The 24,339-nt window shown below is 68.0% G+C and carries 25 protein-coding genes; 6 read left to right on the top strand and 19 right to left on the bottom strand.

All coding sequences use genetic code 11. The features are described 5' to 3' along the window. The first annotated feature begins 10 nt into the window (after positions 1-10). Complete coding sequence (locus tag D000_RS0106975; protein ID WP_018872818.1) at positions 11-436, top strand: DUF1841 family protein; 426 nt, start codon at positions 11-13, stop codon at positions 434-436. Here D000_RS0106975 and D000_RS0106970 read toward each other — a convergent pair. From D000_RS0106970 to D000_RS0106960, 3 genes are read right to left on the bottom strand one after another with little or no spacing between them, the layout of a single operon-like run. Then, on the bottom strand, positions 414-3,560 hold the full coding sequence (locus D000_RS0106970; protein WP_018872817.1) for an efflux RND transporter permease subunit: 3,147 nt from the start codon (positions 3,558-3,560) through the stop codon (positions 414-416). The genes D000_RS0106975 and D000_RS0106970 overlap by 23 nt on opposite strands. Beyond that, positions 3,557-4,684 (bottom strand): efflux RND transporter periplasmic adaptor subunit, encoded by a 1,128-nt coding sequence (locus tag D000_RS0106965; protein WP_018872816.1) that lies wholly within the window; start codon positions 4,682-4,684, stop codon positions 3,557-3,559. Before D000_RS0106965 ends, D000_RS0106970 begins: the two co-directional genes overlap by 4 nt. 30 nt (positions 4,685-4,714) lie before the next feature. Next, positions 4,715-5,173, bottom strand: a complete 459-nt coding sequence (locus D000_RS0106960; protein ID WP_018872815.1) for a hypothetical protein — start codon at positions 5,171-5,173, stop codon at positions 4,715-4,717. Positions 5,174-5,321: 148 nt separating this feature from the next. Here D000_RS0106960 and D000_RS0106955 point away from each other — a divergent pair, with 148 nt between their 5' ends. Continuing rightward, complete coding sequence (locus tag D000_RS0106955; protein WP_018872814.1) at positions 5,322-5,753, top strand: SRPBCC family protein; 432 nt, start codon at positions 5,322-5,324, stop codon at positions 5,751-5,753. A gap of 29 nt (positions 5,754-5,782) precedes the next feature. Here the strand turns inward: D000_RS0106955 and D000_RS0106950 are convergent, their stop codons facing one another. From D000_RS0106950 to D000_RS0106930, 5 genes are all read right to left on the bottom strand, one after another. Further along, the gene (locus tag D000_RS0106950) at positions 5,783-7,147 is read right to left on the bottom strand and encodes a YihY/virulence factor BrkB family protein (protein ID WP_018872813.1); all 1,365 of its coding nucleotides are present in this window, start codon (positions 7,145-7,147) and stop codon (positions 5,783-5,785) included. Between the two features lie 38 nt (positions 7,148-7,185). After that, on the bottom strand, positions 7,186-7,818 hold the full coding sequence (locus tag D000_RS0106945; protein ID WP_018872812.1) for a YdbL family protein: 633 nt from the start codon (positions 7,816-7,818) through the stop codon (positions 7,186-7,188). 88 nt (positions 7,819-7,906) lie between these two features. Further along, a complete protein-coding gene (locus D000_RS0106940) occupies positions 7,907-9,982 on the bottom strand; it encodes a hypothetical protein (RefSeq protein ID WP_018872811.1) in 2,076 nt (691 codons plus the stop codon). Further along, positions 9,982-10,773, bottom strand: a complete 792-nt coding sequence (locus D000_RS0106935) for a YdcF family protein (protein ID WP_018872810.1) — start codon at positions 10,771-10,773, stop codon at positions 9,982-9,984. The genes D000_RS0106940 and D000_RS0106935 overlap by 1 nt, the downstream gene beginning before the upstream one ends. Before the next feature lie 24 nt (positions 10,774-10,797). Then, a complete protein-coding gene (locus tag D000_RS0106930) occupies positions 10,798-11,280 on the bottom strand; it encodes a Crp/Fnr family transcriptional regulator (RefSeq protein WP_018866896.1) in 483 nt (160 codons plus the stop codon). A 94-nt stretch (positions 11,281-11,374) separates the two neighbouring features. Here D000_RS0106930 and D000_RS0106925 point away from each other — a divergent pair, with 94 nt between their 5' ends. Further along, a complete protein-coding gene (locus tag D000_RS0106925; protein WP_018872809.1) occupies positions 11,375-11,833 on the top strand; it encodes a DUF6231 family protein in 459 nt (152 codons plus the stop codon). A 36-nt stretch (positions 11,834-11,869) separates the two neighbouring features. Here D000_RS0106925 and D000_RS0106920 read toward each other — a convergent pair whose 3' ends face one another. Further along, a complete protein-coding gene (locus tag D000_RS0106920; RefSeq protein ID WP_018872808.1) occupies positions 11,870-13,189 on the bottom strand; it encodes an MFS transporter in 1,320 nt (439 codons plus the stop codon). Further along, entirely contained in the window at positions 13,186-13,884 is a 699-nt protein-coding gene (locus D000_RS0106915; RefSeq protein ID WP_026279822.1) for a metalloregulator ArsR/SmtB family transcription factor, read from the bottom strand. The genes D000_RS0106920 and D000_RS0106915 overlap by 4 nt, the downstream gene beginning before the upstream one ends. Before the next feature lie 255 nt (positions 13,885-14,139). Here D000_RS0106915 and D000_RS0106910 point away from each other — a divergent pair, with 255 nt between their 5' ends. Next, a complete protein-coding gene (locus D000_RS0106910) occupies positions 14,140-14,589 on the top strand; it encodes a hypothetical protein (RefSeq protein ID WP_018872806.1) in 450 nt (149 codons plus the stop codon). Positions 14,590-14,904: 315 nt separating this feature from the next. Here the strand turns inward: D000_RS0106910 and mnhG are convergent, their stop codons facing one another. The 9 genes from mnhG to D000_RS0106865 form a co-directional block, all read right to left on the bottom strand. Then, positions 14,905-15,300 carry a monovalent cation/H(+) antiporter subunit G gene (mnhG, locus tag D000_RS0106905; RefSeq protein WP_018872805.1) on the bottom strand — a complete coding sequence of 132 codons (396 nt, stop codon included), beginning with the start codon at positions 15,298-15,300 and terminating at the stop codon, positions 14,905-14,907. Next, positions 15,293-15,568 carry a monovalent cation/H+ antiporter complex subunit F gene (locus D000_RS0106900; protein ID WP_018872804.1) on the bottom strand — a complete coding sequence of 92 codons (276 nt, stop codon included), beginning with the start codon at positions 15,566-15,568 and terminating at the stop codon, positions 15,293-15,295. Before D000_RS0106900 ends, mnhG begins: the two co-directional genes overlap by 8 nt. A 12-nt stretch (positions 15,569-15,580) precedes the next feature. Next, a complete protein-coding gene (locus D000_RS0106895) occupies positions 15,581-16,054 on the bottom strand; it encodes a Na+/H+ antiporter subunit E (protein WP_018872803.1) in 474 nt (157 codons plus the stop codon). After that, positions 16,051-17,553 (bottom strand): Na+/H+ antiporter subunit D, encoded by a 1,503-nt coding sequence (locus tag D000_RS0106890; RefSeq protein ID WP_018872802.1) that lies wholly within the window; start codon positions 17,551-17,553, stop codon positions 16,051-16,053. The genes D000_RS0106895 and D000_RS0106890 overlap by 4 nt, the downstream gene beginning before the upstream one ends. Beyond that, complete coding sequence (locus D000_RS0106885; RefSeq protein ID WP_018872801.1) at positions 17,550-17,897, bottom strand: Na+/H+ antiporter subunit C; 348 nt, start codon at positions 17,895-17,897, stop codon at positions 17,550-17,552. The genes D000_RS0106890 and D000_RS0106885 overlap by 4 nt, the downstream gene beginning before the upstream one ends. Continuing rightward, entirely contained in the window at positions 17,897-18,322 is a 426-nt protein-coding gene (locus D000_RS0106880) for a Na+/H+ antiporter subunit B (RefSeq protein ID WP_018872800.1), read from the bottom strand. The genes D000_RS0106885 and D000_RS0106880 overlap by 1 nt, the downstream gene beginning before the upstream one ends. Then, complete coding sequence (locus D000_RS0106875; RefSeq protein ID WP_018872799.1) at positions 18,319-20,619, bottom strand: putative monovalent cation/H+ antiporter subunit A; 2,301 nt, start codon at positions 20,617-20,619, stop codon at positions 18,319-18,321. The genes D000_RS0106880 and D000_RS0106875 overlap by 4 nt, the downstream gene beginning before the upstream one ends. Before the next feature lie 216 nt (positions 20,620-20,835). Beyond that, complete coding sequence (locus D000_RS0106870) at positions 20,836-21,537, bottom strand: TIGR04211 family SH3 domain-containing protein (protein ID WP_051074946.1); 702 nt, start codon at positions 21,535-21,537, stop codon at positions 20,836-20,838. Between the two features lie 128 nt (positions 21,538-21,665). Then, positions 21,666-23,000: a hypothetical protein gene (locus D000_RS0106865; RefSeq protein ID WP_018872797.1), complete on the bottom strand. Its 1,335-nt coding sequence runs from the start codon at positions 22,998-23,000 to the stop codon at positions 21,666-21,668. A gap of 237 nt (positions 23,001-23,237) precedes the next feature. On the opposite strand from D000_RS0106865, the gene D000_RS0106860 reads away from it, so the two are divergent. Both D000_RS0106860 and fabA read left to right on the top strand, forming a co-directional pair. Then, positions 23,238-23,552, top strand: coding sequence for a hypothetical protein (locus D000_RS0106860; RefSeq protein ID WP_018872796.1), 315 nt, complete (start codon positions 23,238-23,240; stop codon positions 23,550-23,552). A gap of 179 nt (positions 23,553-23,731) precedes the next feature. Next, complete coding sequence (fabA, locus tag D000_RS0106855; RefSeq protein ID WP_018872795.1) at positions 23,732-24,244, top strand: 3-hydroxyacyl-[acyl-carrier-protein] dehydratase FabA; 513 nt, start codon at positions 23,732-23,734, stop codon at positions 24,242-24,244. The last annotated feature ends 95 nt before the right edge of the window (positions 24,245-24,339 follow it).

Genomic DNA, 24,339 nt, shown 5'->3' with positions numbered 1-24,339 from the left:
GGAACACCCCATGTACGGCAACCGCGACCAGATCCGCACCCAGTTCGTCGATGCCTGGCACAAGGCGCAGGCCGGCGCGACGCTGACCGACCTGGAACAGCAGCTGGTGGACGTGATCTCGGAACACCCCGAGTACCACGTATTCATCAAGGACCGCGAGACCGCGCTGACCGGCGAATTCCCGCCGGAGCTCGGCACCTCCAATCCGTTCCTGCACATGGCGATGCACCTGAGCCTGCGCGACCAGGCGCGTACCGACCGGCCCGCGGGCATCCGCGAACTGCACCAGGGCCTGTGCGCCCGGTTTGGCGTGATGGACGCGGAACACCGGATGATGGAGTGCCTCGGCCAGACCCTGTGGGAGGCCCAGCGCAGCAACAGCGCACCGGACGAGAACGCCTACCTCGAGTGCCTCAAGCGCCTGGCGAGCCGGTAGCCGCTGCGGGCCGCCGGTCCAGTCCCAGCCGATCCAGCAGCACCAGCATCGCGGGGGTAAACAGCAACGTCAGCGGCGTGGCAATGAACAGCCCCCCGGCGATCGCGGTCGCGAGCTGCACCCAGAAGCCGGTCACCGGCGCCCCGACGTAGAAATCCCTGCCGGCGAAATCCACGGTCCAGGCCAGCACCATCGGCATCAGACCGAGGATGGTGGTGATCGCGGTCAGCAGCACCGGCCGCATGCGCTGGGCCGCCGCGCGCAGGGCCGCCTCCAGGGCATCCAGCCCGCGTCGACGCTGCTCGTTGTAGGTGTCGATCAGCACGATGTTGTTGTTCACCACGATCCCGGCCAGCGCCAGCACCCCGATCCCGCTCATCACAATGCCGAATGGCTCGCCACGCAGCAGCAGGGCCAGCAGCACCCCGGCGGTGGAGAACACGATCGCCGACATCACCAGCAGCGCCTGCGAGAAGCGGTTGAACTGGGTGACCATCATCGCGAGCATCAGGAACAGCGACAGCGCGAAGGCCGCGAGCAGAAAGCGCGCCGCCTCGGCCTGCTCCTCGGCCTGGCCGCGAAACCGCAGCTGCACCTCCGGGTCCAGGTCCATCCCGGCGATGCGCGCCTCCAGCGCGCGCTGGCGCTCGTCCACCAGGAAGCCGCTGGCCGCATCCGCCTCCAGGCTGTAGGCACGGTCGCCGTCGCGGCGCTTGATCAGGCCGGTGGCCGGTACCGGCACCAGCTCGGCGAAATGCGCCAGCGGCACCAGCCCGGTCGCGCCCGGCAGATTCAGGGTGGCCAGCTGCTGCAGGTGGCGCTGCTCCGCCGGCAGGCGCAGGCGGATATCCACCTCCTCGTCGCTGTAGTCCGGGCGGTAACTGCCAAGCTGGATGCCGCGAGTCAGCAGCTGCACACCCTCGCCCAGCAGCGGCACATCCACGCCAAAGCGCGCCGCCTGTTCGCGGTCGAAGCGCACCTCCAGCTCCACCCCGGGCAGCGGCAGATCGTCGGTCACATCCTCGAAGCCGCCCAGTTCGTCCATCGCCGTCCGGATCTCGCGGATCACCGGCGCAATGCGGTCGGCCTGGCGACTGGAGGCCTCGACCACGATCGGCCGGCCCTCGCGCGGCCCGCGTTCCTGGGCGCGAAACTGCAGGCGGATACCCGGCAGGTCGGCGGTACGCTCGCGCAGCTCCTCGATGATCGCGGCCGCTGGCGGGCGCTCGCGCCAGGAAATCAGTTCCAGCTGGATCAGTCCGATCAGGTCTTCCGGGTGGTCACCCTGCAGCCGCCCGAGCTGGGTACCGATGGTCCGCGCATAGACATGCTGGATCTGCGGCACCCCCTGCAGGCGCCCCTCCACCTGCCGCACCAGGGCGTCCGCCTCCCACACCGACAGGTCGCCGCGCGCCTGTACCTGCACCTGCACGAAGTCGGGCTCCACCTGCGGGAAGAACTCCACCCCGCGCCCCTGCTGGGCATACAGCGCATAGGCGGCGGCGACCAGCGCCAGCGTGCCCGCGAGCGTCCAGACGGGACGGCGCACCAGCGGCTGCAGCAGGCGGATATAGGCGCGGGTCAGACCCTGCAGTTCGTCATAGCGGCCCTCCTCGGCCGCGCGCACATAGCGGCTCTGGGCCGCGTTGATCGGCCGGTTCGGGCCGATCACCGACCCCAGCGCCGGGATGAATACCAGCGCCATCGCCAGCGAGGCGATCAGGGTCACGATCACCGTAGCCGGCAGGTAGACGATGAACTCGCCGACCATGCCGGGCCACAGCAGCATCGGCGCGAACACCGCCAGCGTAGTCCCGATCGCGGTGGTGATCGGCCAGGACATGCGCTGCGCCGCGGCGCGGAAGGCCTCCCGCCGGGGCATGCCCTCGGCCACATAGCGGTCGGCCAGCTCCACCACCACGACCGCGCCGTCCACCAGCATGCCGACCACCAGAATCAGCCCGAACAGCACCACCACATTGAGCGTGAAGCCCATCAGATAGATCGCCAGGATGCCGCCGAGGAAGGCCCCGGGGATCGCCATGCCCACCAACAGGGCCGCGCGCGCCCCCATCATCGCCAGGATCACCAGCGCCACGATCAGCACCGCGGCGACCACGCTGTTCTCGAGATCGCCCAGCAGGTCGTCGACATCGCGCGCCATGTCCTGCAGGTAGGTGACCTCGACCGTCTCCGGCCAGTCGGCCCGCGCCGCCTCGATGGTCGCGCGCGCAGCCGCCACCACCTCCAGGATGTTGGCCTCCGAGGCCTTGCGGATCTCCAGCGACACCGAGGGCTGGCCGTCGATGCGGGTGAAGCCTTCCGGGTCCAGGTAGCTCTGGCGGACCTCGGCGACATCGCGCACCCGCACCACCGCGTCGCCCTCCACCCGGATCGCGGTATCCAGCACGTCGTCGACATCGTCGATGGTACCCGGCACCCGCAGCGGGATGCGCCCGGCTCCGGTATCCAGCGCCCCGGCCGCGACCAGGCGGTTGTTGCGTTCGATCGCCCGGGTCAGTTCATCGAACGACAGCTCGAAGGTCTCCAGCACCAGCGGATCGACCAGCACCTCCATCTGCTCCTCGCGATCGCCGCCGACATCCGCCTCCAGCACCCCGGGGATCGCCTCCACGCGGTCGCGCAGGTCGCGCGCCAGACGCACCAGCGTGCGCTCGTCCAGCGGCCCGGACAGGTTCAGCGTGAGCACCGGGAACAGCGACAGGTCGACCTCGGAGACGCTCGGGTCCTCGGCCCCGGCGGGCAGTTCCGGGCGCACCTGATCGACCTCCTCGCGCAGGTCCGACAGGGCCCGGCGGTTGTCCCAGCCGGGCTCGAAGTCCAGCCGCACCAGGGCAAAGCCCTCGCCGGCCCAGGACTGCATCTCGTCCACCCCGGGCAGGGTCTGCAGCTCGCGCTCCAGCGGGCGCAGCATCAGACGCTCGGCATCCTCCGGACTGACCCCCGGATAGGGCACGGACACGAAAAAGATGGGGATGTCGATCTCGGGGGCCGCCTCCTTGGGCACCACCTGGTAGGCGGTCGCGCCCAGCACCAGGATCAGCAGCAGGAACAGCAGCACCGTCCGGGCGTGCTCCACCGCCCAGGCGATCAGGGCCCTCACGGCAGGGCCCCGCCCACCGGTTCCGGCACGGCCGCACCCGTCGACTCCTCGGTAGGCCGGGGCCGGACGGTCTCGCCCGGGGTCACGAAACCGTGGCCGATGGTGATCACCCGTGCCCGCTCCGGCAGCCCGGTCACCCAGACGCCGTCAGTGGCGGCCCGGATCACCTCGACCGCGTGGAAGACCACCCGGTCGTCGTCATCCACCGTCTTCACCCCGACCCGGCCGCTGTCGTCCAGCCCCATCCAGGCCGGCGACAGCTTGTGCGCCGCGACCGTCTCGGTCGGGATCTCGACCCCGGCGCTGATCCCCGAGGGCAGCGCCTCGTCGGCATTCGGGACCTCGACCTCCACGCGGAAGGTCTGGGTGCCGACCTCGGCCACCCGCGAGACGAACCGGACCTCGCCCTGGGCGCGACGCCCGTCGAGGAAGCGGATGCGCGCCGCCTGGCCCGGCTCCACCCGCCCGATCTGGTGCTGCGGCACATGCACCACCGCCAGCAGCGGGTCGTTGTCCACGATCTCCGCCACCGGATCACCGCGACCCACGAAGTCGCCCCGCTCCGCCACGCGCTGATTCACCACCCCGTCCACCGGGGCGATAATCCGCGTGTTGCGGATATCCAGCTCGATCGCCTCCAGCTCCGCCCGGGCGGCCTCGCGCTCGGCCTCGCGGGCCTCCAGCTGGGTGCGCGACACATGGCCCTGATCGTGCAGCCGCTGGGCGGCCTCGAATTCGCTCTCGGCCCCGCGCAGCCGCGCGATCGCCTGGCGCCGGCGCGCCTCACGATCGTCCATGCGCAGCCGCGCCAGCGGCGCGTCGGCGGTCACGCGTGCCCCGCGGGCCACCTCCCACTCGGCCACCTGGCCGGCGGTCTCGGCGCGCACCAGCACGCGCAGATCCGGCTCCACCCGCCCCTGCAATACCAGCAGGCGCTCCACCGGCTCCGCCTCCAGCGTGGTCACGGCCACCGCCATCGGCTGCGGCTCGGCCGCCCGCGGCGCCTCGTCGGCCTCGCGCCCGAGCATCCCCGAGGCGATCCAGAGGATCACCAGCAGCAGGATGCCCAGCGCGAGCAGCACGCGCGCCTGCCCGCGCAGGCGCTGCCACCAGGAATCAGCCATTGCCCTGTCTCCGCTGTGTACCGGCGGTACTCATTTTGCCCCGCCGAACAGGCGCTGCCACCAGCGCCGGCGGCTGCCGGTCGGCGGCATCGCCGCCTCCAGGTCCACCGGCGGCACCCGCGAGAGCACCCAGCCCGGCAGCACCCGCAGCCCCGAGGAGCCGCAACTGGAGCCGAGATTGTTGGGGTCAAAGATCTTCACGAATGCCGGCGCCTCGCGGTCATCGACGTAGACGATCCCGCAGTAGTCCTCGTCGTGATCCTGGCGCAACAGGGTGTCGACCTCGTCGATGAAATGCCGGAAATCCTCGGCGGAGACCGGTTCCACGGGCACGGTGTCCCCCACGGCGTAGATGTACCAGCCGCCGTCGGCACGGTCGCGCAGCAGCGCCCACAGCCGCTCCAACTGCTCCCAGTACAAGATGCCGGTGGAACCGGCCTCGAAACGTTGCAGGAAGTCGGGCACGAGCCCCTCGGGCGCTGGATTCATACGGAGATCCGTTTATCCGGAAAAGACTCTTATCCTAGGGAAACACGCATCAATGTACAGGCCCGCACGGTTCCCCCACCGCTTGCAGGGAACCCCCGCCCGGGGCCATGTTCTTAAAGCCAAAGCCTCCAGCCAAGAAGACTGCGCCATGCGAACCATCTCCCACGCCACCTCCCTGCGCGCCGAGCCGGAACGGGTCTTCGAGCTGCTGAGTCACGTGCCCAACTTTGTCGACCTGTGCGACCACGTCGAGCATATCGAGTGCCTGGGTGACGACCGCTATCGCTGGACCATCCGGGCCGCCGGGATGCGCATGGATTTCGATGTCGAGGTCTGTACCGCGATCGCGCCGGAACACTTCGCCTGGCGCTCTATCCGCGGGGTGCAGAACCGGGGCAGCTACCGCCTGAGCCCCGAAGGCGAGGATCGGACGCGCGTGGAGTTCGAACTGGAGTACAAGCTGAACCCGCTGCTCGACGCGGCCGTGCGGCGCGCCGCCCAATCCCTGGTCGACCGGGTGTCGGGCCAGCTGATGGCACGGGCCCAGCAGCGCCTGGACGCCGAGGCGGCCGGTTCTTGACCCCAGACTGACCCCAGCGTGCCCGGGTATCAGGCGGTCTCGGCCGCGGCACTGGCATCGGGCCGTGCCAGCAGGTCGCGCAGGGTGCGCCCGTTCAGGCGCTCCTCGCGCGCCTGATCCACCTCTTTCAGCGTCGTCTCCACACTCAGGCTGCCGCGCAGGCGACGAATGGCGTGATCATCGCTGTCCTCGCGCAGCGCCTCCAGGATCTCGTCCACGCGGATCGCATCCAGGTCGCGGGCCGGCACCAGATGCTGGCCCTCGCTTCCCGCCTTCAACAGCAAACCAGCCTCTTCCAGCCGGTGCGCCGCATCGCCCAGGGCATTGCCCGGCACCGCCAGAGTCGCGGCCACCTCGTCCAGGGTGGGTGCCGGGCGCCCGTCGTGGAACCGCTGCCCGACCTGCTGCATCAGGTGCAGCCCCATGCGTTCGCGCGCCGCCCCGGACAGGCGCAGGCGGATGCCGCGCACGTTCATGTACTCCGGGTGCTGTACGAAGAAGGCGACATTCGCCCCGATCAACAGGATCAGCCAGGCGAGATAGATCCAGATCAGCAGCATGATCATGATCGCGAAGCTGGAGTAGATCGCCGCGTAGCGGGTCGAGCCCGCCACCATGTTGGCAAACACCCAGCCCACGCTCTGCCACAGGAAACCGGCCACCACCGCGCCGATCAGGGCCGGGAGGATCTTGACCCGGGTGTTCGGCACGAACACGTAGATGAATGCGAACGCGGCAATGATCAAGATGTACGGCACGAGCCGCGAAATCTCGGTAATCAGCATGCCGAAGGGTTCGACCCCGGCGATCGCCTGCATCGCGGCCGACGACATCACCGTGGCGGTCAGCCCCAGCGCCGAGACCACCAGCACCGGACCGATCAGGATCACCGACAGGTAGTTGGAAAAGCGCTGGGCCAGACTGCGGCTGTTCTCCACCCGCCAGATGGTGTTGAAGGCCAGTTCGATCTTCTGCACCAGCGCGATGACGGTATACACCAGGAACAGCAGGCCGACGAAGCCGAGCACGCCCACGCGCATGTTGTCGACAAAGTCGAGCACGTTGTGGGCGATCTCCACCCCCTGCTCGCCCAAGGGCTCGAGCACGCCCAACAGAAACGGCTCCACCGCATTGTGGGCACCAAAGGCCTTGAGCACCGAGAACGACAGCGCCAGCAGCGGCACCATCGACAGCAGCGTGGTGTAGACCAGACTCATCGCGCGCAACGTCAGCTGGCCCTCGGATATCTCCCGGACCAGGCCGAAGAGGCCCCGCACCACGCCCAGTGGGACCGCCTTCCACCAGGGCAGCGCCGAAAGGTCCGTGTCCTGGACCAGCTCGACCAGCTGGCGCCGGCGGGCATCCAGGCGTTCGGCCCAGGCTACGCCCGCCACGCGTCACTCCCGCAGGTATGAGACCCCGTCACCAGGCCCTACTTCTGCTGCCACTGGCCGTTACGGTCCTGGTACCAGTAGCCCGCCGGGGACTCTTCCACCCAGACGCGGGCGAAGGTCTCGCGGATCTGGCGTTCCCAGTCCGGGCGATCATTGGCGCGCGCGATCTCGCGGTAGAGCGAATCGCGGTCGGAGTTCTCCTCGCTGACCAGGCGCTGCACGGTACTGCGGTCCCGCAGCGGCACCTCGGAGAGATCGCGAATCACCACATCGCCGTTATTGCCGAACCCGACCGCCCCGTTGCGGAAATGCGGCGCCAGCTGCGGCGCACGCTCACGCATCGAGGCACGGATGCGGTTGATCGCCGGGGTCTGGATCTGCAGATCGGGGCTTTGCGCGGCAGCCGGCGGAATCAGCCGGTCCAGCACCCAGGCCAGGGCCGGCAGCGAGGCCTGCCCGCCGGAAGGCGCGTTCCAGGCCCCGGTTTCGGCCCCCGCCTCGGGCGCGGAGCCATTCTCGGGGACGGCATCGGGCACCTGAAGGGCGTCGCGCACGATGGCGCGCGCCGCCTCCTCCGCCGCGGCGGTGGGGAAGTAGATATTGATGGTCACGCAGCCGGCCAGCAGGGCAAACACCAGCGCCAGTCCCGGAACACTCCACAAAGCCTTCATGCCTGTCTTCCCGTGTTAAGGCGGGTGATTCCCGCATGCCTCCCAATCTACACCATCATGCTGAACCGCAACCAAACGCCGGCGCTGGTCACTGCATGACCGGCCCCTCCCCCGCCTGGATGCTCTCCAGCCGATGGATCAGCTCGGGCCAGTCGACGCGGCGGTTGTAGCCAATCACCTGGATCTGCGGCAGCCCGCCGCCCTGCACCAGCACAAAGCCGCCATCGGCACGGTCCGCGACGCCGGAGGCGGTGCATACGTCCCCGCGCAGCTCGCAGCGAAAGCCCAGGCGGCGATAGCTGAAGTTCTCGAAAAAGCGCAGGAAGATCGACGACGCCGCCGCCTGGATCCCCCCGCCCAGCTCGGTGATGTTCTCCACCGCGCGCTGGCTGATGCGCCGTCGCCCCGGCGCATCCATCGGCGTCATCAGCTCCAGATCCATATGCACCGGCGACCAGTCCACCATCACCAGGTCGTTCACGTGGCCCGACAGACGGCCCTGGATACGCCCGAAATCGAAGGCACGGGTGACCAGCTCCAGGTCCAGGCGCTGGATCTGCGTCGACAGCCCCAGCTCCGGGGCGTATCCGAACAGATCGTGGATATAGACATCACGCAGCACCACCTCGCCGTCAAACACCTGCACCAGCAACCGCCCGTCCACGTTCAGGTCGCCATCCTCCAGGCGGACGCGCGGGATCATTCCCGCCACCTGCCCGGAGAACCGGGGCCATCCCAGCACCTCGGTCAACGGCTCCAGGCTGATGGCCCGGATGCCGCCCTGAAACTGCACATCCGGCCCGGTCTCCGTCTGCTGCAGACTGAAGGCCCCGACCCGCAGCCCACCGTCGAGGATCGGGATCTCGGTCGCCTCCAGTAACTCCAGTCCCTGTGGCCGCGCCCGCACCTGCGCGCTGAAGGCATCGAACGGGAGCCCGTAGAGATGGGCGGCATCCACTTCGATGCGCCCCGGACCGCCCGGCACCGAGTCCGACCAGTCGAGTCCACCCCGCGCCCCACTGAGACCGAAGCGACCCCGACGATCCTGCGCCTCCACCCCGGACCACTCCGCACGCATGTAACGCGGCATGGAATCCTGCAGTTCGATCTCGCCCGCCAGGTGACCCGCGACATCCAGCTCGCCCAGCGGGGTCCCCACCAGCCAGGGCGACAGCAGGGTGTCGTAGATCACCCCCAGCGCCGCGATCTCCGCCTGGACCCGGCCCTCCAGCCCGCGCCCGGGCGCGAACGCCAGGTCCTGCCCCTGCAGGGCCGCCGCCGCCCCATAGTCCAGCGAGAGCGAATCCGTGCGCGCCGAGCCGTTGTCGGCGTCCGCCACCAGGCCACGGGCCTCCAGCGCGACCGGCCCCTCGGCGTCGAGATCCACGAACCAGGGATCCACGAACACCACGCCTGCCGTCACGGCCGCCTCCACATCCCAGCCGTTCGCGTCCCCCGCGACCCACAGTCGCGCATCCAGCTCCTCGCCCGCCTGGAGCCCGAGGTCATCGCTGAAGGCGAGGTCATGGACCCGCAGGGTGCCTTCCGAACGGCCGCGTTCACGCCAGCGCAGCGCGACATCCGCCCGGCCCTGGCCAAGGTGCACGGGCAGCTCCATCGGCAGGCGCGGGGAGGCGGCCAGCGCCGCCAGATCAATGCCGTCGAGATCGGCCCGCACATCCCAGCCGCGCGCCGGGTCGCGGTGCACACGAACATCCCCGCTGGCCCCGAACCAGCCCGGCCAGGCGCCCGCCAGGGTCAGCTGACCGCTCTCGCGGCCCCAGACCAGGCGCACCCGCGCGCCGCGCAGCTCCAGATCCCCGGCATCCCCCCAGAGTCGGGCGGCCTCGCAGCGGACCTCGGTACGGCCGAGCCGCAGGTCGCCACATTCCACCCGCAGTCGTCGCAGGGTCCCGATCGGGGCGGGAAGCTCGACGCGTTCCGCGCGGATTTCCAGCGACAGGCCTTCGCGCGTCCATTCCACCCGCGTACTCAGGCCGCGGGCATCGAGATCCTCGCGCAGCAGGGATTCGATCTGCAGGTCGAGTTGGATACCGCCGGCAGCCGATGCGGATTCGGCGGCCATCGCCGCCCCCGACAGCAGGAAAAGCACCAGCCCGGCCGCCGCGGCCACTGCACCCGGTGCACCGCGCCGCGCGTGCATCAGGCCGGGTCGCCCCGCTCCGGCAGGCGATCGCGCAGCGGGCGCGCCAGACGCGCCAGCCACTCGCGCAGGGCGAAGCGGGAGGTCTCCAGGGCGTCCAGTCGCGGCAGGAAGTCCTCGACCCGCATCGGGTCGCCGGTCGGGCCGCGAAAGCCGGCCGGGGCCGGGTCGGCGGCCAGTCCCGCGCGCTCGAAGCAGGCCAGTGCACGCGGCAGATGCAGCGCCTGGGTCACCACCAGTACCCGCTGCACATCACTGTTCTCGAGTCGCTGGCGGGTGTGGGAGGCGTTCTCGCAGGTGTTGCGCGAGGTGTTCTCCAGCCAGCGCACCGGCACCCCCAGATCGCCCTGCAGGCTCGCCGCCATCAGCTCGGCCTCGGAGCGCCGGCCCGGCAAGGCACCCGGACGCCCGCCGGAGACCAGGATCGGCAACCCGGTATCGCGGTGCAGCCGCGCCGCATGTCGCAGGCGCTCGTGGGTCTGCGGATTCAAGGCGTCACGCCCGCCGTCCTCGGCGCGCCCGGGCCAGCGGCCACCCCCCAGCACCACAATGGCATCGGCCCGGCCCACCGCGATCACGCCGTCGCGCAGGTCACGCTCGATGCTGTGGGCCAGCGGCTGGGCCACGATGTTCAGGCTTGGCAGCACCAGCGCCAGCAGGCCCAGGGCGAGCAGCGCCCGCCCGCCCCGCCAGTCGGCGCGCCACAGGGCCACGCCCACAAGGGTCAGCGTGATGCCCAGCCCGGGCGGCAGCAGCAGGTGCTCGGCGATCGTCTGCAGGGTGGCGAGCACGAGAGTCTCCGCCCGCGACCGGGGTTACTTCTTGCCCGGGGAGTAGAGATAGTGGGCGTAGGTGGCCACGTCCTCGGAGACCCGGCGGATCAGGTGATCCAGGCTGATGATGGCAAACTCGAGCAGGTTCACCGCGATGTACGGCTGCTCGACACGCAGGCGGTCGTACATGGAGCGCGACAGGCGCAACAGGCGGGTATTGTCGCTCAGGGCACGCATGCGCACGCCACGCGGCACGCGGTCGAAGAACGACATGGACCCCGCCAGCTCGCCGGTCTGCATGCGGCCGACCTCGATCTCCTGGCTGCCGTCGTCGTGGTACAGCGCGGCGGTCCCGCTGACCACGAAGAACAGCGACTCCCCGACCTCGCCGATGTCGGCGATCACCTGCTTGTGATGGGTCTCCACCACTTCCAGATACTCGAGCAGGACTTCGACCTCGGCCGGCGTCAGGGACGCCGAGATTGGGTGTTTGGAGAGGAATTCGGTCAGCAGTTCCTTGGACATGAAGGGCTTCCTTTTGACGGTTCCGCGGAAGGTGTTCGAGTACATTAGAGTATAACGAACGCGGCCCCGAACGGGGCCCCACCGGAGGCACGCCTTGCTGGATCTTGAAGCCCTGCGCCGACACCTGCCACGCCGCCTGCGCGACGGCCGCGCCGTGCTGCTGGTCGCGGAGCCGGCCCCGGACGGCATTCCGGACGGGCTGGAACCGCTTGCGGTGGCCGACTTCCTCGACGCGCCGCCGCAACAGCGGGTGCCGCTGGTGCTGCTGCTGGATACGCTGAGCGCCCTGGACCCCGCAACCGGCCAGCAGCTGCTCGGCGGACTGCGCGACCGCTGGGCCGACGAGGTCCTGATCCTGCACCGACTGGACGATCACCGCTGGGGCCTGAACGAGTTCCTGGCGCTCGGGTTCCGCCGCGACCCGGATGCCGAGACCGTACTCCCGGATCACGCCGTCTACCGCACCAGCCTGTACGACTACAAGCTGACGCCGGACTGGCTGAACGCGCGTTTCTGGGCCAACCCGGACATGTGGGACAAGGCCCGCTGGTAGCCCTGCCGGTGCCGGTCCGACCGCGGCCGCAGGCGCTCAGTCATCCGGGTTCAGGCGCGGATGGGTCTCCTCGCCCCACCACCAGACCACGGCCCCGGAGGCGAACATCGCGATCGCCACGAACCAGAAGCCCCAGGTGACCGTGCCGCCGACATGGGCCACGATCCCGAGCCCCAGCGCACCCACGCCGTAGCCCAGATCGCGCCAGAAGCGGTAGGTCCCGATTGCCGAGCCACGCCAGTTCGGGTGCGCGATATCCGCCACCGCGGCGCTGAGATTCGGGTACAGGAGCGCCATGCCGAACCCGGTCACCGCGGCCGCGAACGACCACCACAGCACGCCCTCGCCGAGCAGGGTCAGGGCGACCCCGCCGCCACAGATCCACATGCCCCAGATGATCGGCCGCAGCCTGCCGATATGATCCGACAGCCGCCCGGTCATGAACTGCGAACCACCCCAGACGAACCCGTAGATGCCCACCACCCAGCCGATCGCGGCCAGTCCCAGCCCCTGCTGGTAAAGGAACACGGGGTAGAACACCCACACCAGCGCATCCACGAACTTCTCCACCAGCCCCGCCTGGCTGAACGCCGCCATGCGCCGGTCACGCCAGGACACCAGCGTGAACACCTCCCAGGTGCCGGGACGGTCGGCGATATTGCGGGGGAAGCGCGGGGTCGGCCCGGTGCTGCGCCCGGCCGCGTGACGCGCGCCCTCGGCCCGGGCCCAATCCAGTGTCTCGCGCACCCAGATCGCGGTCATCAGGATGGCGATCACGATCACCACCACACCGAACACGAACAGTCCCATCCGCGGACCCAGGGCGGCGGCCAGATAGCCGGTCACGATCCCGGCCACGGCCACGCCGACGTAACCGGAAAACTCGTTCATGCCCATGGTGAAGCCGCGTTCGTCACTGCGGGTGATGTCCATCTTCGCGGTCTGGGTCATCGACCAGGCCAGGCCCTGATTCATCCCCAGCAGGATGGTGGCCGCGACGATCCAGTTCCACGAGGGCGCATACAGGATCATGAACGGGATCGGGATCGCCGCCATCCAGCCCAGCATCAGCACCGTCTTGCGCCCGAGCCGCTCGGACAGGCGTCCGGCGACGAAATTCAGCGCCCCCTTGACCACCCCAAAGGCAACCACGAAGGCCGTCAGCAGCATGAACGAGCCCTCGGCCACGCCGAACTCGTCCTCGGCCAGTGCCGGGATCACAGTGCGCATCATCCCGATCGTCAGGCCGACAAAAAAGACCTGAATGAGCTGCTGCCCGAACTGTCCCAGATTCTCGCGGATCCCGTGGGTCAGGTGGTCATAGGCCTCCGCGGCCTTGTGGTGGTAGTCCGTCACTCGGTGCACTCCTCGCTGTCATGAGCCGCGGTGGCGAGCGGCAAGCCCTGGTAGCGCCATTCGGCAACGCCATCCTCGAGACGACTGGCCTGAAAACCGGACCGCGCGAGAATCGCTACGGCCTCGCTCGCCATCAGGCAGTACGGTCCACGGCAGTACGCCACCACCGGCCGGTCGGCCGGCAATTCGCCCAGCCGGTCGCGCAATTCGCTGACGGGGATGGAGCGGGCATAGGGGAGATGGGCGTTGGCGTATTCCATGCCCGGACGCACGTCGAGCACGATCACCTCGCCGCGCCGCGCCCGCTCGAGTAGCTGTTCCCCCGCCATGGGGGCCAGATCGCCGCCGCCCTCGGCGATCTCGCGGGTGGCGGCCTGCAGCTCCAGCAGCCGTTCTTCGGCCAGTGTGCGCAACATCACCCAGAAGTCGGCGACATGCCGATCGACCAGGCGGTAGAACATGCGCCGACCCTCGCGCCGCGCCTCGACCAGCCGCGCCAGGCGCAGCTCCTTCAGGTGGGCGCTGGCCAGTTTCACGCTGATCTCCGCGTCGGCCGCCAGTTGTTCGACGCTCTTCTCCCCCTGCACGAGGATCTCGATCAGCTCCAACCGCTTGGGGCTGGCCGCCGCCCGCGCGATGCGGGCCACCTGTTCGTACAGGAGATCCTTGAGGTCACGTCCGGACATCACACATATTCCAATATTCGTTGGAATATACGTTATACGGTGCGCGCGCGCCGCGCAAGACCCGCGTTTTCATCGCCCGGCGCCACCTTTCAACCCGCCCTCTCCGTCACTGCGGAGGATTGGACCCTACGGTTTTTGGGTCATATTGGCCGCCCCGGAATACCTGATTAGATTGCTCAGGAACTTCAATTAGAAGTTGCTTACTAACTGAATGACTACCCCGTGCCCCCGACGGGCACCCTTCCCTAGCAAAAGGAGGACGTCATGAGCCAGCTGATCAACAACTTCCCGAGCGACGGCGTGGTCACCATCAATCGCGTGATCCTGAAGCCGGAGTACAGCATTGACGACCTGCAGGAACGCGTCGCGGTGCTCTGCGAGAACGTGAAGACCTACCACTCGGACACCGGTTTCGTCGGCGGCTTCGTGTCGCTCAACTCCGGCGCGGTCTCCAACGAGGGCTCCACCATCGGCCAGGCCGTTGAGAGCCCGCTGAAAGACAAGGAGGCCCTGATCATCACCTTCTGGCGCAGCATGGAGGAACACGAGGCCTCGCACCGCAGCGAGACCTTCCAGCCGCTGTTCCAGGATGTCCTCGAGCTGTGCGAAAACGGTAACGAGGAGATCGCCTACGAGATGCTCTGGTCGGGTGCCGCCTACTCGCCGGAAGAGGCCGAGGCCGCACGCAAGGCCAAGGAAGCCCACGCGGCCTGAGCCGCGAACGATCCACAAAACAGCCGTCTCTCCAACGACTGTACTGCTTGCCGGGGCCCTGCTGCCCCGGTTTTTTTTGCAAGCTGCCCCGCCCAGGCTGCCCTAGCCCCCTGTAGGAGTGTGCTGAACCGGTGGACATCTCGAGCATCCGGGTTCTTCTGACGCTCGAGATCCCGGCTCTGCCCTTCACTCCGGCCGGAATGACCGCGTGACCTCTGAACGCAGTGTCCTCTCGCTCCGGCCGCGCGGGCCCCAAACGAACGAGCCCCGCGGCATGGCCACGGGGCTCGCTGGAGGTGCCGGTGCCAGTCGGGCTCAATGCGAGGCGTCGTCCTTGGCGGCGGGCTCGTGCATCTCCGGCGGTGATTCGAGGGTGTGGGTCTTTTCGTCGTAGCGGCCCTTGAGCTCGTCGGTCTTGCTGTGCTCCCACAGCGGCACCCCGACAAAGTAGCCCGCGCGCCCGATCGCGTGGGCGGCCACCGGCGCGGTCAGCAGCAGGAAGCCGATCACCGCCACCGCGCGGGTGGTCACGCCGCCATCACCGAAGTACACCGCCACCCCGACCATCATCAGGCCGGCACCCAGCACACCCGCCTTGGTGGTCGCGTGCAGGCGCATCGGCAGGTCGGGCATGCGCACCAGGCCCAGTGCCGCCACCACCATGAATGCGGCGCCCACCACCAGAAACAGTCCCGTGAAGAACTCAGTCATCGTCGCGGTGCCCTCCCTTTTCCAGATAGCGGGCAAAACCCACCGCCGCCAGGAACGCGGTCAGCGCCAGCACCATGGCCACGTCCACGAACGGGGTGCGGCCACTGGAGATCACATACACCGCGATGTAGCCGATGGTCAGCGACGCGATCAGCTCCAGCGCCACCACGCGGTCCGGCAGGGTCGGCCCGAGGTACAGGCGCCAGAAGCCGAGCACCAGGGCGATGCTCAGCAGCACGTTGGCAGCAATGATGGCGATATCGAACATCGGACCTCCCCGCTAGCGCAGGACCTCCAGTGCGCGGTGTTCCAGGTACTTGATGGAGCGGATCACCGCATCGCGATCGTCCAGGTACATCACGTGGATGTACAACACCTTCTTGTCGGTGGAGACGTCCAGGCTCAGGGTGCCCGGGGTCAGCGAGATCAGATTGGCGACGATGGTGATCTCCCCGTCGCTCTTCGCATCCAGCGGGAAGGCGATCACGCCCGGCACCATGTGGTGGGTCGGCGTCATCACGTCGTAGGCGACCTTCAGGTTCGACAGGAACAGTTCCCACAGGAAGTAGCCGATGAACGCGATGAAGCGCGGCACCCGGCGCGCATAGCCGGCGAAGGCCGGCTTGTCCCGCAGCGCAAAGGCCAGCAGGACATAGCCCAGGAAGAACCCGATCAGCAGGTTCCCGGTGGTGAAGGTCCCGGTCAGGAACACCCAGATCAGGGCCAGCGCGATATTCCAGGTCAGCGCGATCATTCCTGCACCCCCAGGACGGCCTCGATGTACTGCGACGGATCCAGCAGCTGCTCGGCCGACATCAGGGCCATCTGGTAGATCGGCTCGCCGTACAGGCCGATGGCGATGGTCATCATGGCCAGCATGATCACCGGAATCCACATCCAGATCATCGGCCCGGAGCTCACGTCATGGATCTCGCCCTCGACCCCTTCCGGCTGTGCCTTCCAGAATACCTCGGCCCAGATCTTGATCATCGAATACAGCGTCAGCAGGCCGACCACCAGCGCGACCGCTACCACCCAGTAGGCCTCCGCCTCGATACCGGCGCGGATGATGATGAACTTGGCGAAGAAGCCGGACAGCGGCGGCATGCCGGCCAGCGACAGCGCCGGGATCAGGAACAGCACGCCGAGGATCGGGTTGGTTCGGTAGATCCCGCCCATCTGGCGCAGCTCGTGGGTCCCCTTCATCACGAAGGTGATACCACTGATCAGGAACAGATTCGCCTTCACGATGATGTGGTGCATGATGTAGAACACCCCGCCCACCAGGGCCAGCGGCGTGAACAGCGCCAGGCCCATGATCATGTAGCCGATCTGGCTGATGATGTGAAACGACAGGATGCGCCGGAACTCGTAGTGCGCGGCGGCCCCGAGCACGCCGGTCAGCATGGTGCCCGCGGCCACCCACAACAGGATCTCGTGGGTGTAGTCCACCTCCTGATTGAAGATCAGGGTGAACACCCTGAACAGCGCGTACACACCGACCTTGGTCAGCAGGCCCGCGAACAGCGCGGAGACCGCGACCTTGGGCGTGTGATAGGACGCCGGCAGCCAGAAGAAGAACGGGAACGCCGCCGCCTTCACCCCGAACGCGACCAGGTAGAGCATCGCGATCACCGTCACCAGGCCGGTGTCCTCGACGGTGGCGAGCTTGGCGCCGATGTCTGCCATGTTCAGCGTACCGGTCAGGCCGTAGGTCAGACCGATCGCGGTCAGGAAGATCATCGACGACAGCAGGTTCAGGGTGACGTACTTGATCGCCCCCTCCATCTGCGAGCGTTCGCCTCCCAGGATCAGCAGCGCGAAGGACGCCACCAGCATCACCTCGAACCACACGTAGAGGTTGAAGATGTCGCCGGTCAGGAAGGCCCCGTTGACCCCCGCCAGCAGCAGGTGCAGCAGCGGGTAGTAGCCGAATTTCTCCGACATCTTGCCGATGCCGGAAAGCGAGTAGATCGCGGTCGCGAACCCGATGATGCCGGTCAGCACCACCATGATCGCCGCCAGCATGTCGGAGACCAGCACGATCCCGAACGGCGCCGGCCAGGAGCCCATCTCCATGACCACGTGGCCATGCTCCCAGGTCTCCATCAGCAGCCAGATCGTGGCCAGCAGCATCGCGCCGGTGCCGAGCACGCCCAGCGAGCGCTGCGCGAAATGCGAGCGCCAGAACATCACCGACAGCGCGCCAAAGAACAGCGGCAGGATGACCGGCAGGGCAACGGACATATTCATCGATCCGTGTCCTTCATCTGGTCCATGTCATCCGCCTTCACCACCTCGTAGGCGCGGTGAATCAGCACCACGGCAAACGCCAGCACACCGAAACCAATCACGATCGCGGTCAGCACCACGGCCTGTGCCAGCGGGTCGGCCGATGCGCCATCGGGCACGGTCATGCCCGGCGGGATCAGGGGCGGGGCCCCAGACTTCATCCCGGCCACGGTGAAGATCAGCAGATTGGCCGCATTCGACAGCAGCACCAGCCCGATCACCAGCTTCACGATCGAGCGGCGCAGCATCATGTAGATGGCCGCGGCATACAGGCCGCCGACCACGAAGGCCATGACGACTTCCATCAGTCTTCCGCCTCCGCCAGGTTGAGCATGATCGTCAGCACCGATCCGATCACGACCAGGTACACGCCAATATCGAAGATCAGCACGGTCGAGAGCTTGATGTCGCCAAAGACCGGTGCGGTGAATTCCCACCACTGCGCGGTGAAGAATGGCTGGCCGAGGAACACCCCGGGGATAGTGCTGAGCACCGCCAGCACCATCCCCGCGCCCAGCACGTCGCGCGGATCAACCCGCAGCACCTTGCGCGCCGATTCGGTGTCCATCGAAAACAGGTACAGCACGATCGCGGCCGCGGCGACCAATCCGCCGATAAAGCCGCCACCCGGCTCGTCGTGCCCGCGCAGCAGCAGGAACACGGAAAACAGCAGCAGCAGCGGCAGCAGGAAGTGCCCCGCCGTGCGCAGGATCAGCGAATGCATATTCATCGGCGGTCCTCTGCGCGGAAGCGGAGCATCGCGTAGACCCCGATCGCGGCCAGCGCGAGCACGAAGATCTCGCCCAGGGTATCCAGCGCCCGGAAGTCGACCAGCACCACGTTCACGATATTGCGGCCGTAGCCAGACGGCTCCGACTCCTCAATGAAGTATTGCGAGATCGACGGGAACAGGCGCGCATCCAGGGTGCTCAGGATCAGCAGGGTGATCATCCCGCCGGTCACCAGCGCGATCCCGGCGTCACGCACCCGCAGTGCGCTCGAAGACAGATTGAGGAACCCGGGCAGACGGAACAGCACCAGCACCAGCAGGATCACCGTCAGCGTCTCCACCAGCACCTGGGTAATGCCAACGTCCGCGGCGCTGTAGAGCACGTAGACCAGTGCCACGGTAAAGCCGAGCGAACCCAGCGCTGCCACCGCCCCCAGGCGCGAACGCGTCAGCACCGCAAACAGCATCGACGCGACCAGGATCGCGATGATCGCCATCTCGTGGATCTGCAGGCGCTCGAAGTGGAGCGTGCCCACGCTGACCTCGAACAGCTGGGCAGTCACCCCGACCAGCCCGGCGGTCATCGCCACGGTTACGATCACGTAATAGCGCAGGTAGCCGTTCTGCAGGACCCGGGTCTGCCATTCGGAGATCCAGACCAGGCCGTCCATCATCTTGAAATAGCCCTTCTCCGGCCCGTATTCCGCGGCGCGATCGACCCAGGCCAGGGCCCGGCGCGCCTGCTCCCAGCGCCAGTACAGCAGCCCACCGGCCACCAGGCTGAACGCCGAGATCGCCAGCGGCAGATTGATGCCGTGCCACAGCGCCAGATAGCCATCCACCGGTGCGCCCTGCACGCTGGCCGCGGCGGCGTTGATCAGGCCCTGGTCGGCCAGGCCCGGCCCCAGGCCGAAGATCAGCCCCAAGCTGGCCAGTACCGCCGGCCCGGCCAACATCGCCACCGGTGCCTCGTGCTGCGGCGTCTTCGGCGTGTCGGCGCGCGCGCCGAACCAGGGCCGGATACCGACGATCGCCGCCACCGCGACCCCGAGGATGGCCGTGAGCACCGCGAACAGGCTGAGGATGCCGACCAGGCCCGGGGCGTCAAGCACCGCCTCCAGCATCAGCTCCTTGGCGACAAACCCGAACAGCGGGATCACGCCCCCCAGCGACAGCGCGGCCAGGATCGCGAACGCCGCCGTCACCGGCAGTGCACTGCGCAACCCGCCGGTCTGCAGGAAGTCCTTCGCGCCGGCCTCGTGATCGAGAATCCCGGCGACCATGAACAGCGCGCCCTTGTACAGCGAGTGCGCCAGCAGGAAGGCCATCGCCGCCAGCAGCGCGGTCTCGGTGCCGACCCCGATCAGCATGGTCAGCGTACCCAGGGCCATCACCGTGGAATACGCCAGCACCTTCTTCACGCCCGTGGACCGGAACGCCAGGAACACGCCGGTAAACATGGTGACCGCGCCGAACAGGGCCAGCGTGGTGAACCAGATGTCGGTGCCGCCCAGCGACGGATTCAGGCGCGCCAGCAGGTAAACACCGGCCTTCACCATGGTCGCGGAATGCAGATAGGCCGAGACCGGCGTCGGCGCGGCCATCGCGCGCGGCAGCCAGAAATGGAACGGCACCTGGGCGGATTTGGTAAACGCCCCGAGCAGGATCAGGAGCAGCAGCGGCAGATACAACGCATGTTCGCGCACCACGTCGCCGTTGTTCAGGATCTCGGACAGCTCCCAGGACCCTCCGGCCATCGCGAGCATGATGATGCCAGCCAGCAGCGCCAGCCCGCCGCCCACGGTCACGAACAGACCCTGCAGGGCGTACTTGCGGGCGTCCTTGTCCTCGTGGTTGTAGCCGATCAGCAGGTAGGAGGTGATGCTGGTCAGCTCCCAGAACACGAACAGCGCAATCAGGTTGTCCGCCAGCACCAGCCCCAGCATGGAGCCCATGAAGGCGAGGATAATCACGTAGAAACGCCCGAGGTCGCGGTGCGCCTGCAGGTAGCGCCCGGCGTAGGTGACGATGAAGAACCCGATACCCGATACCAGCAGCGCGAACAGCAGCGACAGGCCGTCGACCAGGAACGACAGCTGGATATCCAGCCCCGGCATCCATGGCCAGACCAGCACGATGGACTCGCCGCTGGAGACCGCCGGCAGGAAACTCAGGAAATAGACGAACAGGGCCGCCGGGAGCAGGCCCAGCACCCAGCCACTGGCACGGCCGGTCAGACGGTGGACCACGGGGGCAACCGCCGCCACCAGAAATATTGACAGAATCGCGTAGAGCATCCGGCCAGTTCAGTCCTTTCAGTTCCGGGCCAAGGGCGCAACGGTCGCGTTACGCAGGGGGAGTTCTTCCGTCGCCGAAAGCGAGGCCGGCGCATGGCGGCCCCTGGCAGACGAACGCGGAAGCCTACCGACTGCGATGGGACCGTGCAAGAAGCGGGTGGTTCCCCGCGGACGGACGGCGCCGCGATCGCCTCGCGGCGCGCGGAGCCACCGCGGTCAGACCCAGTCGCTGCGGCGCCGGCGGGTGGGGATCCGGGTCAGGATGATGCCGAGGATCACCGAGCCCACCGTGACCAGGGCTCCGGTCATGAACCAGCGGCGCTGGCTGTCGGCCTGCATCACCTCGACCTGACGACGAAACTCGTCGGCGGCATCCCGCGCCTCGACCAGATCGCCTTCCAGGCGCCGGTTTTCCCGCTGGATCTCCTGGGGGCGCGAGGCAATATCCCGCAGTTCCTCCAGCTCCGTCTCCATGTCCGCAAGCTGCGCCTGCAGCTCGTCGCGCTCGGACGTGAGCGCGTTGCGCCGGTCCAGCAGCTCCGCGATCCGTCCCTCCTGGTCATCCGCACCGGAGCGGATCTCGGCCAGCTCGGCCTCGACCTCGGCCAGGCGCTCACGCGAATGCGGCTCGTCCTGCAGGTAGCGGGTCAGGATCCACGCCTCGTTGCCACTGGGCAGCCGCACCCGGCTCCAGCCATCGCCGGATGCCTCCAGCACTGTCAGCGGCTGTCCGGCGCGCACCGCACTGACAATGCGGTTCTGGTTCGAGGGGCCACCGCGCACCCCGACCTCGAGTTCCTCGCTGACATAGCGGGTCTGCTGTGCTGCCGCGCCACTCCAGGCCAGCACCAGCATTCCACCCAGGACCAGCGCCATCGCGCGTGTCGACCACCGATTCATCGTCATGTCTGCTGCCATCTCTTGCTGGGTCAGGGATCTCCGGCGCCGCATTCTACAGCGGGCCGGGGCCGACGCACGCAACGCCACACTGCGGGTTGAACGGGTTCACATTACCGTTGAGGCTCGGGACTCACATGACTCGAGAGTCACATGAACTGCTCGCGCAGCGCGCGCGACGGCAGGGTCACCAGATCAAACACCACCGGCAGCAGCCGCCGCACCTGCGCGGCGGCCACCGCCAGCAGGTACAGAATACCCGCCAGCAGCGACAGTACCAGCGTCAGCAGGCCGCCGAGCATCACCCGCGTGGACTGCAGGAGTCCGACCAGCCACACCGGCGCCAGGGCCACAATCAGTGGGACCAGCAGCCCCAGGACCGCGCCCACCGATTGTTCGAACAGATTCAGACTCGCCGGCGGCGCTTCCGCACCCGCCAGCAGCGTATCCATCAACTCCTGGCGGTACGCGACCCACTCAAGATGGAACCCGCCCACGGCCGAGACCAGCGCCAGCACCGCCAGCACCAGCCCGGCCAGCACCACCAGCGCCCGACGCAGGCCCTCGCTGCCGTCCATCATCGCCTGCGGCAGGAGCCGCGACACCCCGCGCGCCTCCGCCAGCAGCCAGCCCGCCACCGCGGCCGCCCCCAGCAGGGTCACCACCACCAGGTCCGGAAAGGCGAAGCCGGAGGCCTCCATGGTGGCCGGAAACTGCGCCCCCAGGGCCGGATCGAACAGACGCTGGTAGACCACCACCGCCACCCCGGTCAGCGCAAGCCCCGCCACGCCCACCAGCCATTGGCTGCCCGCCTGCGCGTAGGCCGGCAACTGCCGACGCGCCGGGTGGTCGCGGCTCTCGCAGCGCGAAAGCCCGTTGTCCAGACGCTCCCCCTGGCGCTGCAGATCCGCCAGGCGTCGATGCACCTGTTCCAGCCGCCCGGTCAGTTCGTGCAGCGGGGCCTCCAGACGGCGCCTGGCCGACACCAGGCCCCGTGCCATCTGGCGGTGCTCCTCCATACCCAGCCTTGCGATCCGCAGAATCGTCTCCTGCATGTCCTGCGCCAGGCGCTGTCCCTGCGGCGTATCGGCCACCGGCGCATTCGCCAACGCCTCCAGGCGCGTCACCCAGCCGGGTTCGGCGGACAGACGCGCCTCGTCCCGGGTGTAGGCATCCTCCAGCGCGCGCAGGGTCTCGTGCACCTGCTGGCGCAGGTCCGGGATCGCGGCCAGGTCATGCCCCACCAGTCGGGCATAACGCCGCTCCAGCGCATGCACCGCGACGTGCACACGTTCCGCCTCCAGCCGCGCCAGATGCGCCTGATGCCAGTGATGGGCCGCGTCCCGCAGATGCTGGACCTGCCGCCGCAACGCGCAAACCAGCCGGGTCAGCCCCCCGGTCAGCCCCACCAGCAGCCGCCGCAGAGGCCGCCGCGCAAGATCCAGCACCACGATCGCGACAACAACCCCCAGTACCCACAGCAAAACAGTGATGGCCACGACAACCCCTTGCTTGTTGTTCTTGTACAGGCAGCGCCAACCCGTCCCGGGCGCGCCTCACCGGCATGGTCGGTGCACGTCTTCAGCGGTGCAACTGCGCAGGCCCGGCACCGGCCCCGATTATGTCGGATCAAACCGACTCCTGCGCGCGACCACGCACAGCGGCACTCAAGTTTGCGCCACCGGGGCCGATATCCGGATTAAATCCCCGGAGAATTCGCCATGCTCAGCCTCGACCTTCTGCCCGCCGCCCCAACGGCCCGTGCCGAAAACCCGTCCTGGCTGGATGCCGGATTTACCGCTGGCTGGGTCCCGGCCTTTCGTGACCGGCAGACCGGCGAGGTACACGCCAGCCACCTGGAAAACGGCCACCTTGCCTGCACCCATGTGCTGGACACGGTGCCGGCGCACTGGGTCGCCGAACGCGACGCTCAGGGTCGTCCCGGCGCCCTGATCGCCGAGGTCCAGGCCGGCTACCTGCGCGGCGACCGCTTTTTCACCCTCGCCGAACTGCTGCGCTACCCCGCCGACGCCTGACACCGCGCCAGCACCCGGCCGCGCGCTCAGGTACGGCCCCGGCGCCTCCCGTCTGTAGCTGCCCCGGGAGTCTGCAAGCCTGGACACAGGCGCCGCTGGCCCTGCCCCGAAACCCGCCACAATTGCTTTTGCGCGCGGGTTTCGGTCCAATACCGGCCTTTTCCCCGAGCGGCATTCTCATGCAGAAGAACCAGTACGATCGCGATGAACTCCTGGCCTGTGGCTACGGCAACATGTTCGGCCCGGGCAATGCCCAGTTGCCCGTACCCAACATGCTGATGATGGATCGGATCACCACCATCAACAGCGACGGTGGCGAGCACGGCAAGGGCCAGATGATCGCCGAACTGGACATCGACCCCGACCTCTGGTTCTTCGCCTGCCACTTCCCCGGCGATCCGGTCATGCCCGGCTGCCTCGGGCTCGACGCGATGTGGCAGCTGGTCGGCTTCTATCTCGCCTGGCTGGGCAACCCCGGTCGCGGCCGCGCCCTCGGCGTGGGCGAGGTCAAGTTCACCGGCCAGGTGCTGCCCACCGCGAAGAAGGTCACCTACCGCATCGACATGAAGCGGGTGATCGCGCGCAAGCTGGTGCTCGGCATCGGCGACGGCATTGTCGAGGTCGACGGGCGTCCCATTTACGAAGCCCACGACCTGCGCGTCGGCCTGTTCACCTCCACCGAAAACTTCTAGGGAGACGCTGATTGAATCGCACGTCCGCGCTCGAGTCGCTTTTGCGTGCGAACAAGGCGCGGTGACTGCCGTGCAGTCACTCTGCACAAGGGAAC

It is taken from the genome of Thioalkalivibrio sp. ALJ16, assembly GCF_000377345.1.
Taxonomy (GTDB): Bacteria; Pseudomonadota; Gammaproteobacteria; order Ectothiorhodospirales; family Ectothiorhodospiraceae; genus Thioalkalivibrio.
The sequence above is the reverse complement of the archived record's forward strand: the minus strand, read 5'-3'. Positions and strand labels throughout refer to the sequence as shown.

Coding starts and splice junctions, on each gene's coding strand:
- D000_RS0106975 (WP_018872818.1), top strand. CDS start 11: ATGTACGGCAACCGCGACCAGATCCGCACCCAGTTCGTCGATGCCTGG.
- D000_RS0106965 (WP_018872816.1), bottom strand. CDS start 4,684: ATGGCTGATTCCTGGTGGCAGCGCCTGCGCGGGCAGGCGCGCGTGCTG.
- D000_RS0106960 (WP_018872815.1), bottom strand. CDS start 5,173: ATGAATCCAGCGCCCGAGGGGCTCGTGCCCGACTTCCTGCAACGTTTC.
- D000_RS0106955 (WP_018872814.1), top strand. CDS start 5,322: ATGCGAACCATCTCCCACGCCACCTCCCTGCGCGCCGAGCCGGAACGG.
- D000_RS0106945 (WP_018872812.1), bottom strand. CDS start 7,818: ATGAAGGCTTTGTGGAGTGTTCCGGGACTGGCGCTGGTGTTTGCCCTG.
- D000_RS0106940 (WP_018872811.1), bottom strand. CDS start 9,982: ATGCACGCGCGGCGCGGTGCACCGGGTGCAGTGGCCGCGGCGGCCGGG.
- D000_RS0106930 (WP_018866896.1), bottom strand. CDS start 11,280: ATGTCCAAGGAACTGCTGACCGAATTCCTCTCCAAACACCCAATCTCG.
- D000_RS0106910 (WP_018872806.1), top strand. CDS start 14,140: ATGAGCCAGCTGATCAACAACTTCCCGAGCGACGGCGTGGTCACCATC.
- mnhG (WP_018872805.1), bottom strand. CDS start 15,300: ATGACTGAGTTCTTCACGGGACTGTTTCTGGTGGTGGGCGCCGCATTC.
- D000_RS0106900 (WP_018872804.1), bottom strand. CDS start 15,568: ATGTTCGATATCGCCATCATTGCTGCCAACGTGCTGCTGAGCATCGCC.
- D000_RS0106895 (WP_018872803.1), bottom strand. CDS start 16,054: ATGATCGCGCTGACCTGGAATATCGCGCTGGCCCTGATCTGGGTGTTC.
- D000_RS0106890 (WP_018872802.1), bottom strand. CDS start 17,553: ATGAATATGTCCGTTGCCCTGCCGGTCATCCTGCCGCTGTTCTTTGGC.
- D000_RS0106885 (WP_018872801.1), bottom strand. CDS start 17,897: ATGGAAGTCGTCATGGCCTTCGTGGTCGGCGGCCTGTATGCCGCGGCC.
- D000_RS0106880 (WP_018872800.1), bottom strand. CDS start 18,322: ATGAATATGCATTCGCTGATCCTGCGCACGGCGGGGCACTTCCTGCTG.
- D000_RS0106875 (WP_018872799.1), bottom strand. CDS start 20,619: ATGCTCTACGCGATTCTGTCAATATTTCTGGTGGCGGCGGTTGCCCCC.
- D000_RS0106870 (WP_051074946.1), bottom strand. CDS start 21,537: ATGGCAGCAGACATGACGATGAATCGGTGGTCGACACGCGCGATGGCG.
- D000_RS0106860 (WP_018872796.1), top strand. CDS start 23,238: ATGCTCAGCCTCGACCTTCTGCCCGCCGCCCCAACGGCCCGTGCCGAA.
- fabA (WP_018872795.1), top strand. CDS start 23,732: ATGCAGAAGAACCAGTACGATCGCGATGAACTCCTGGCCTGTGGCTAC.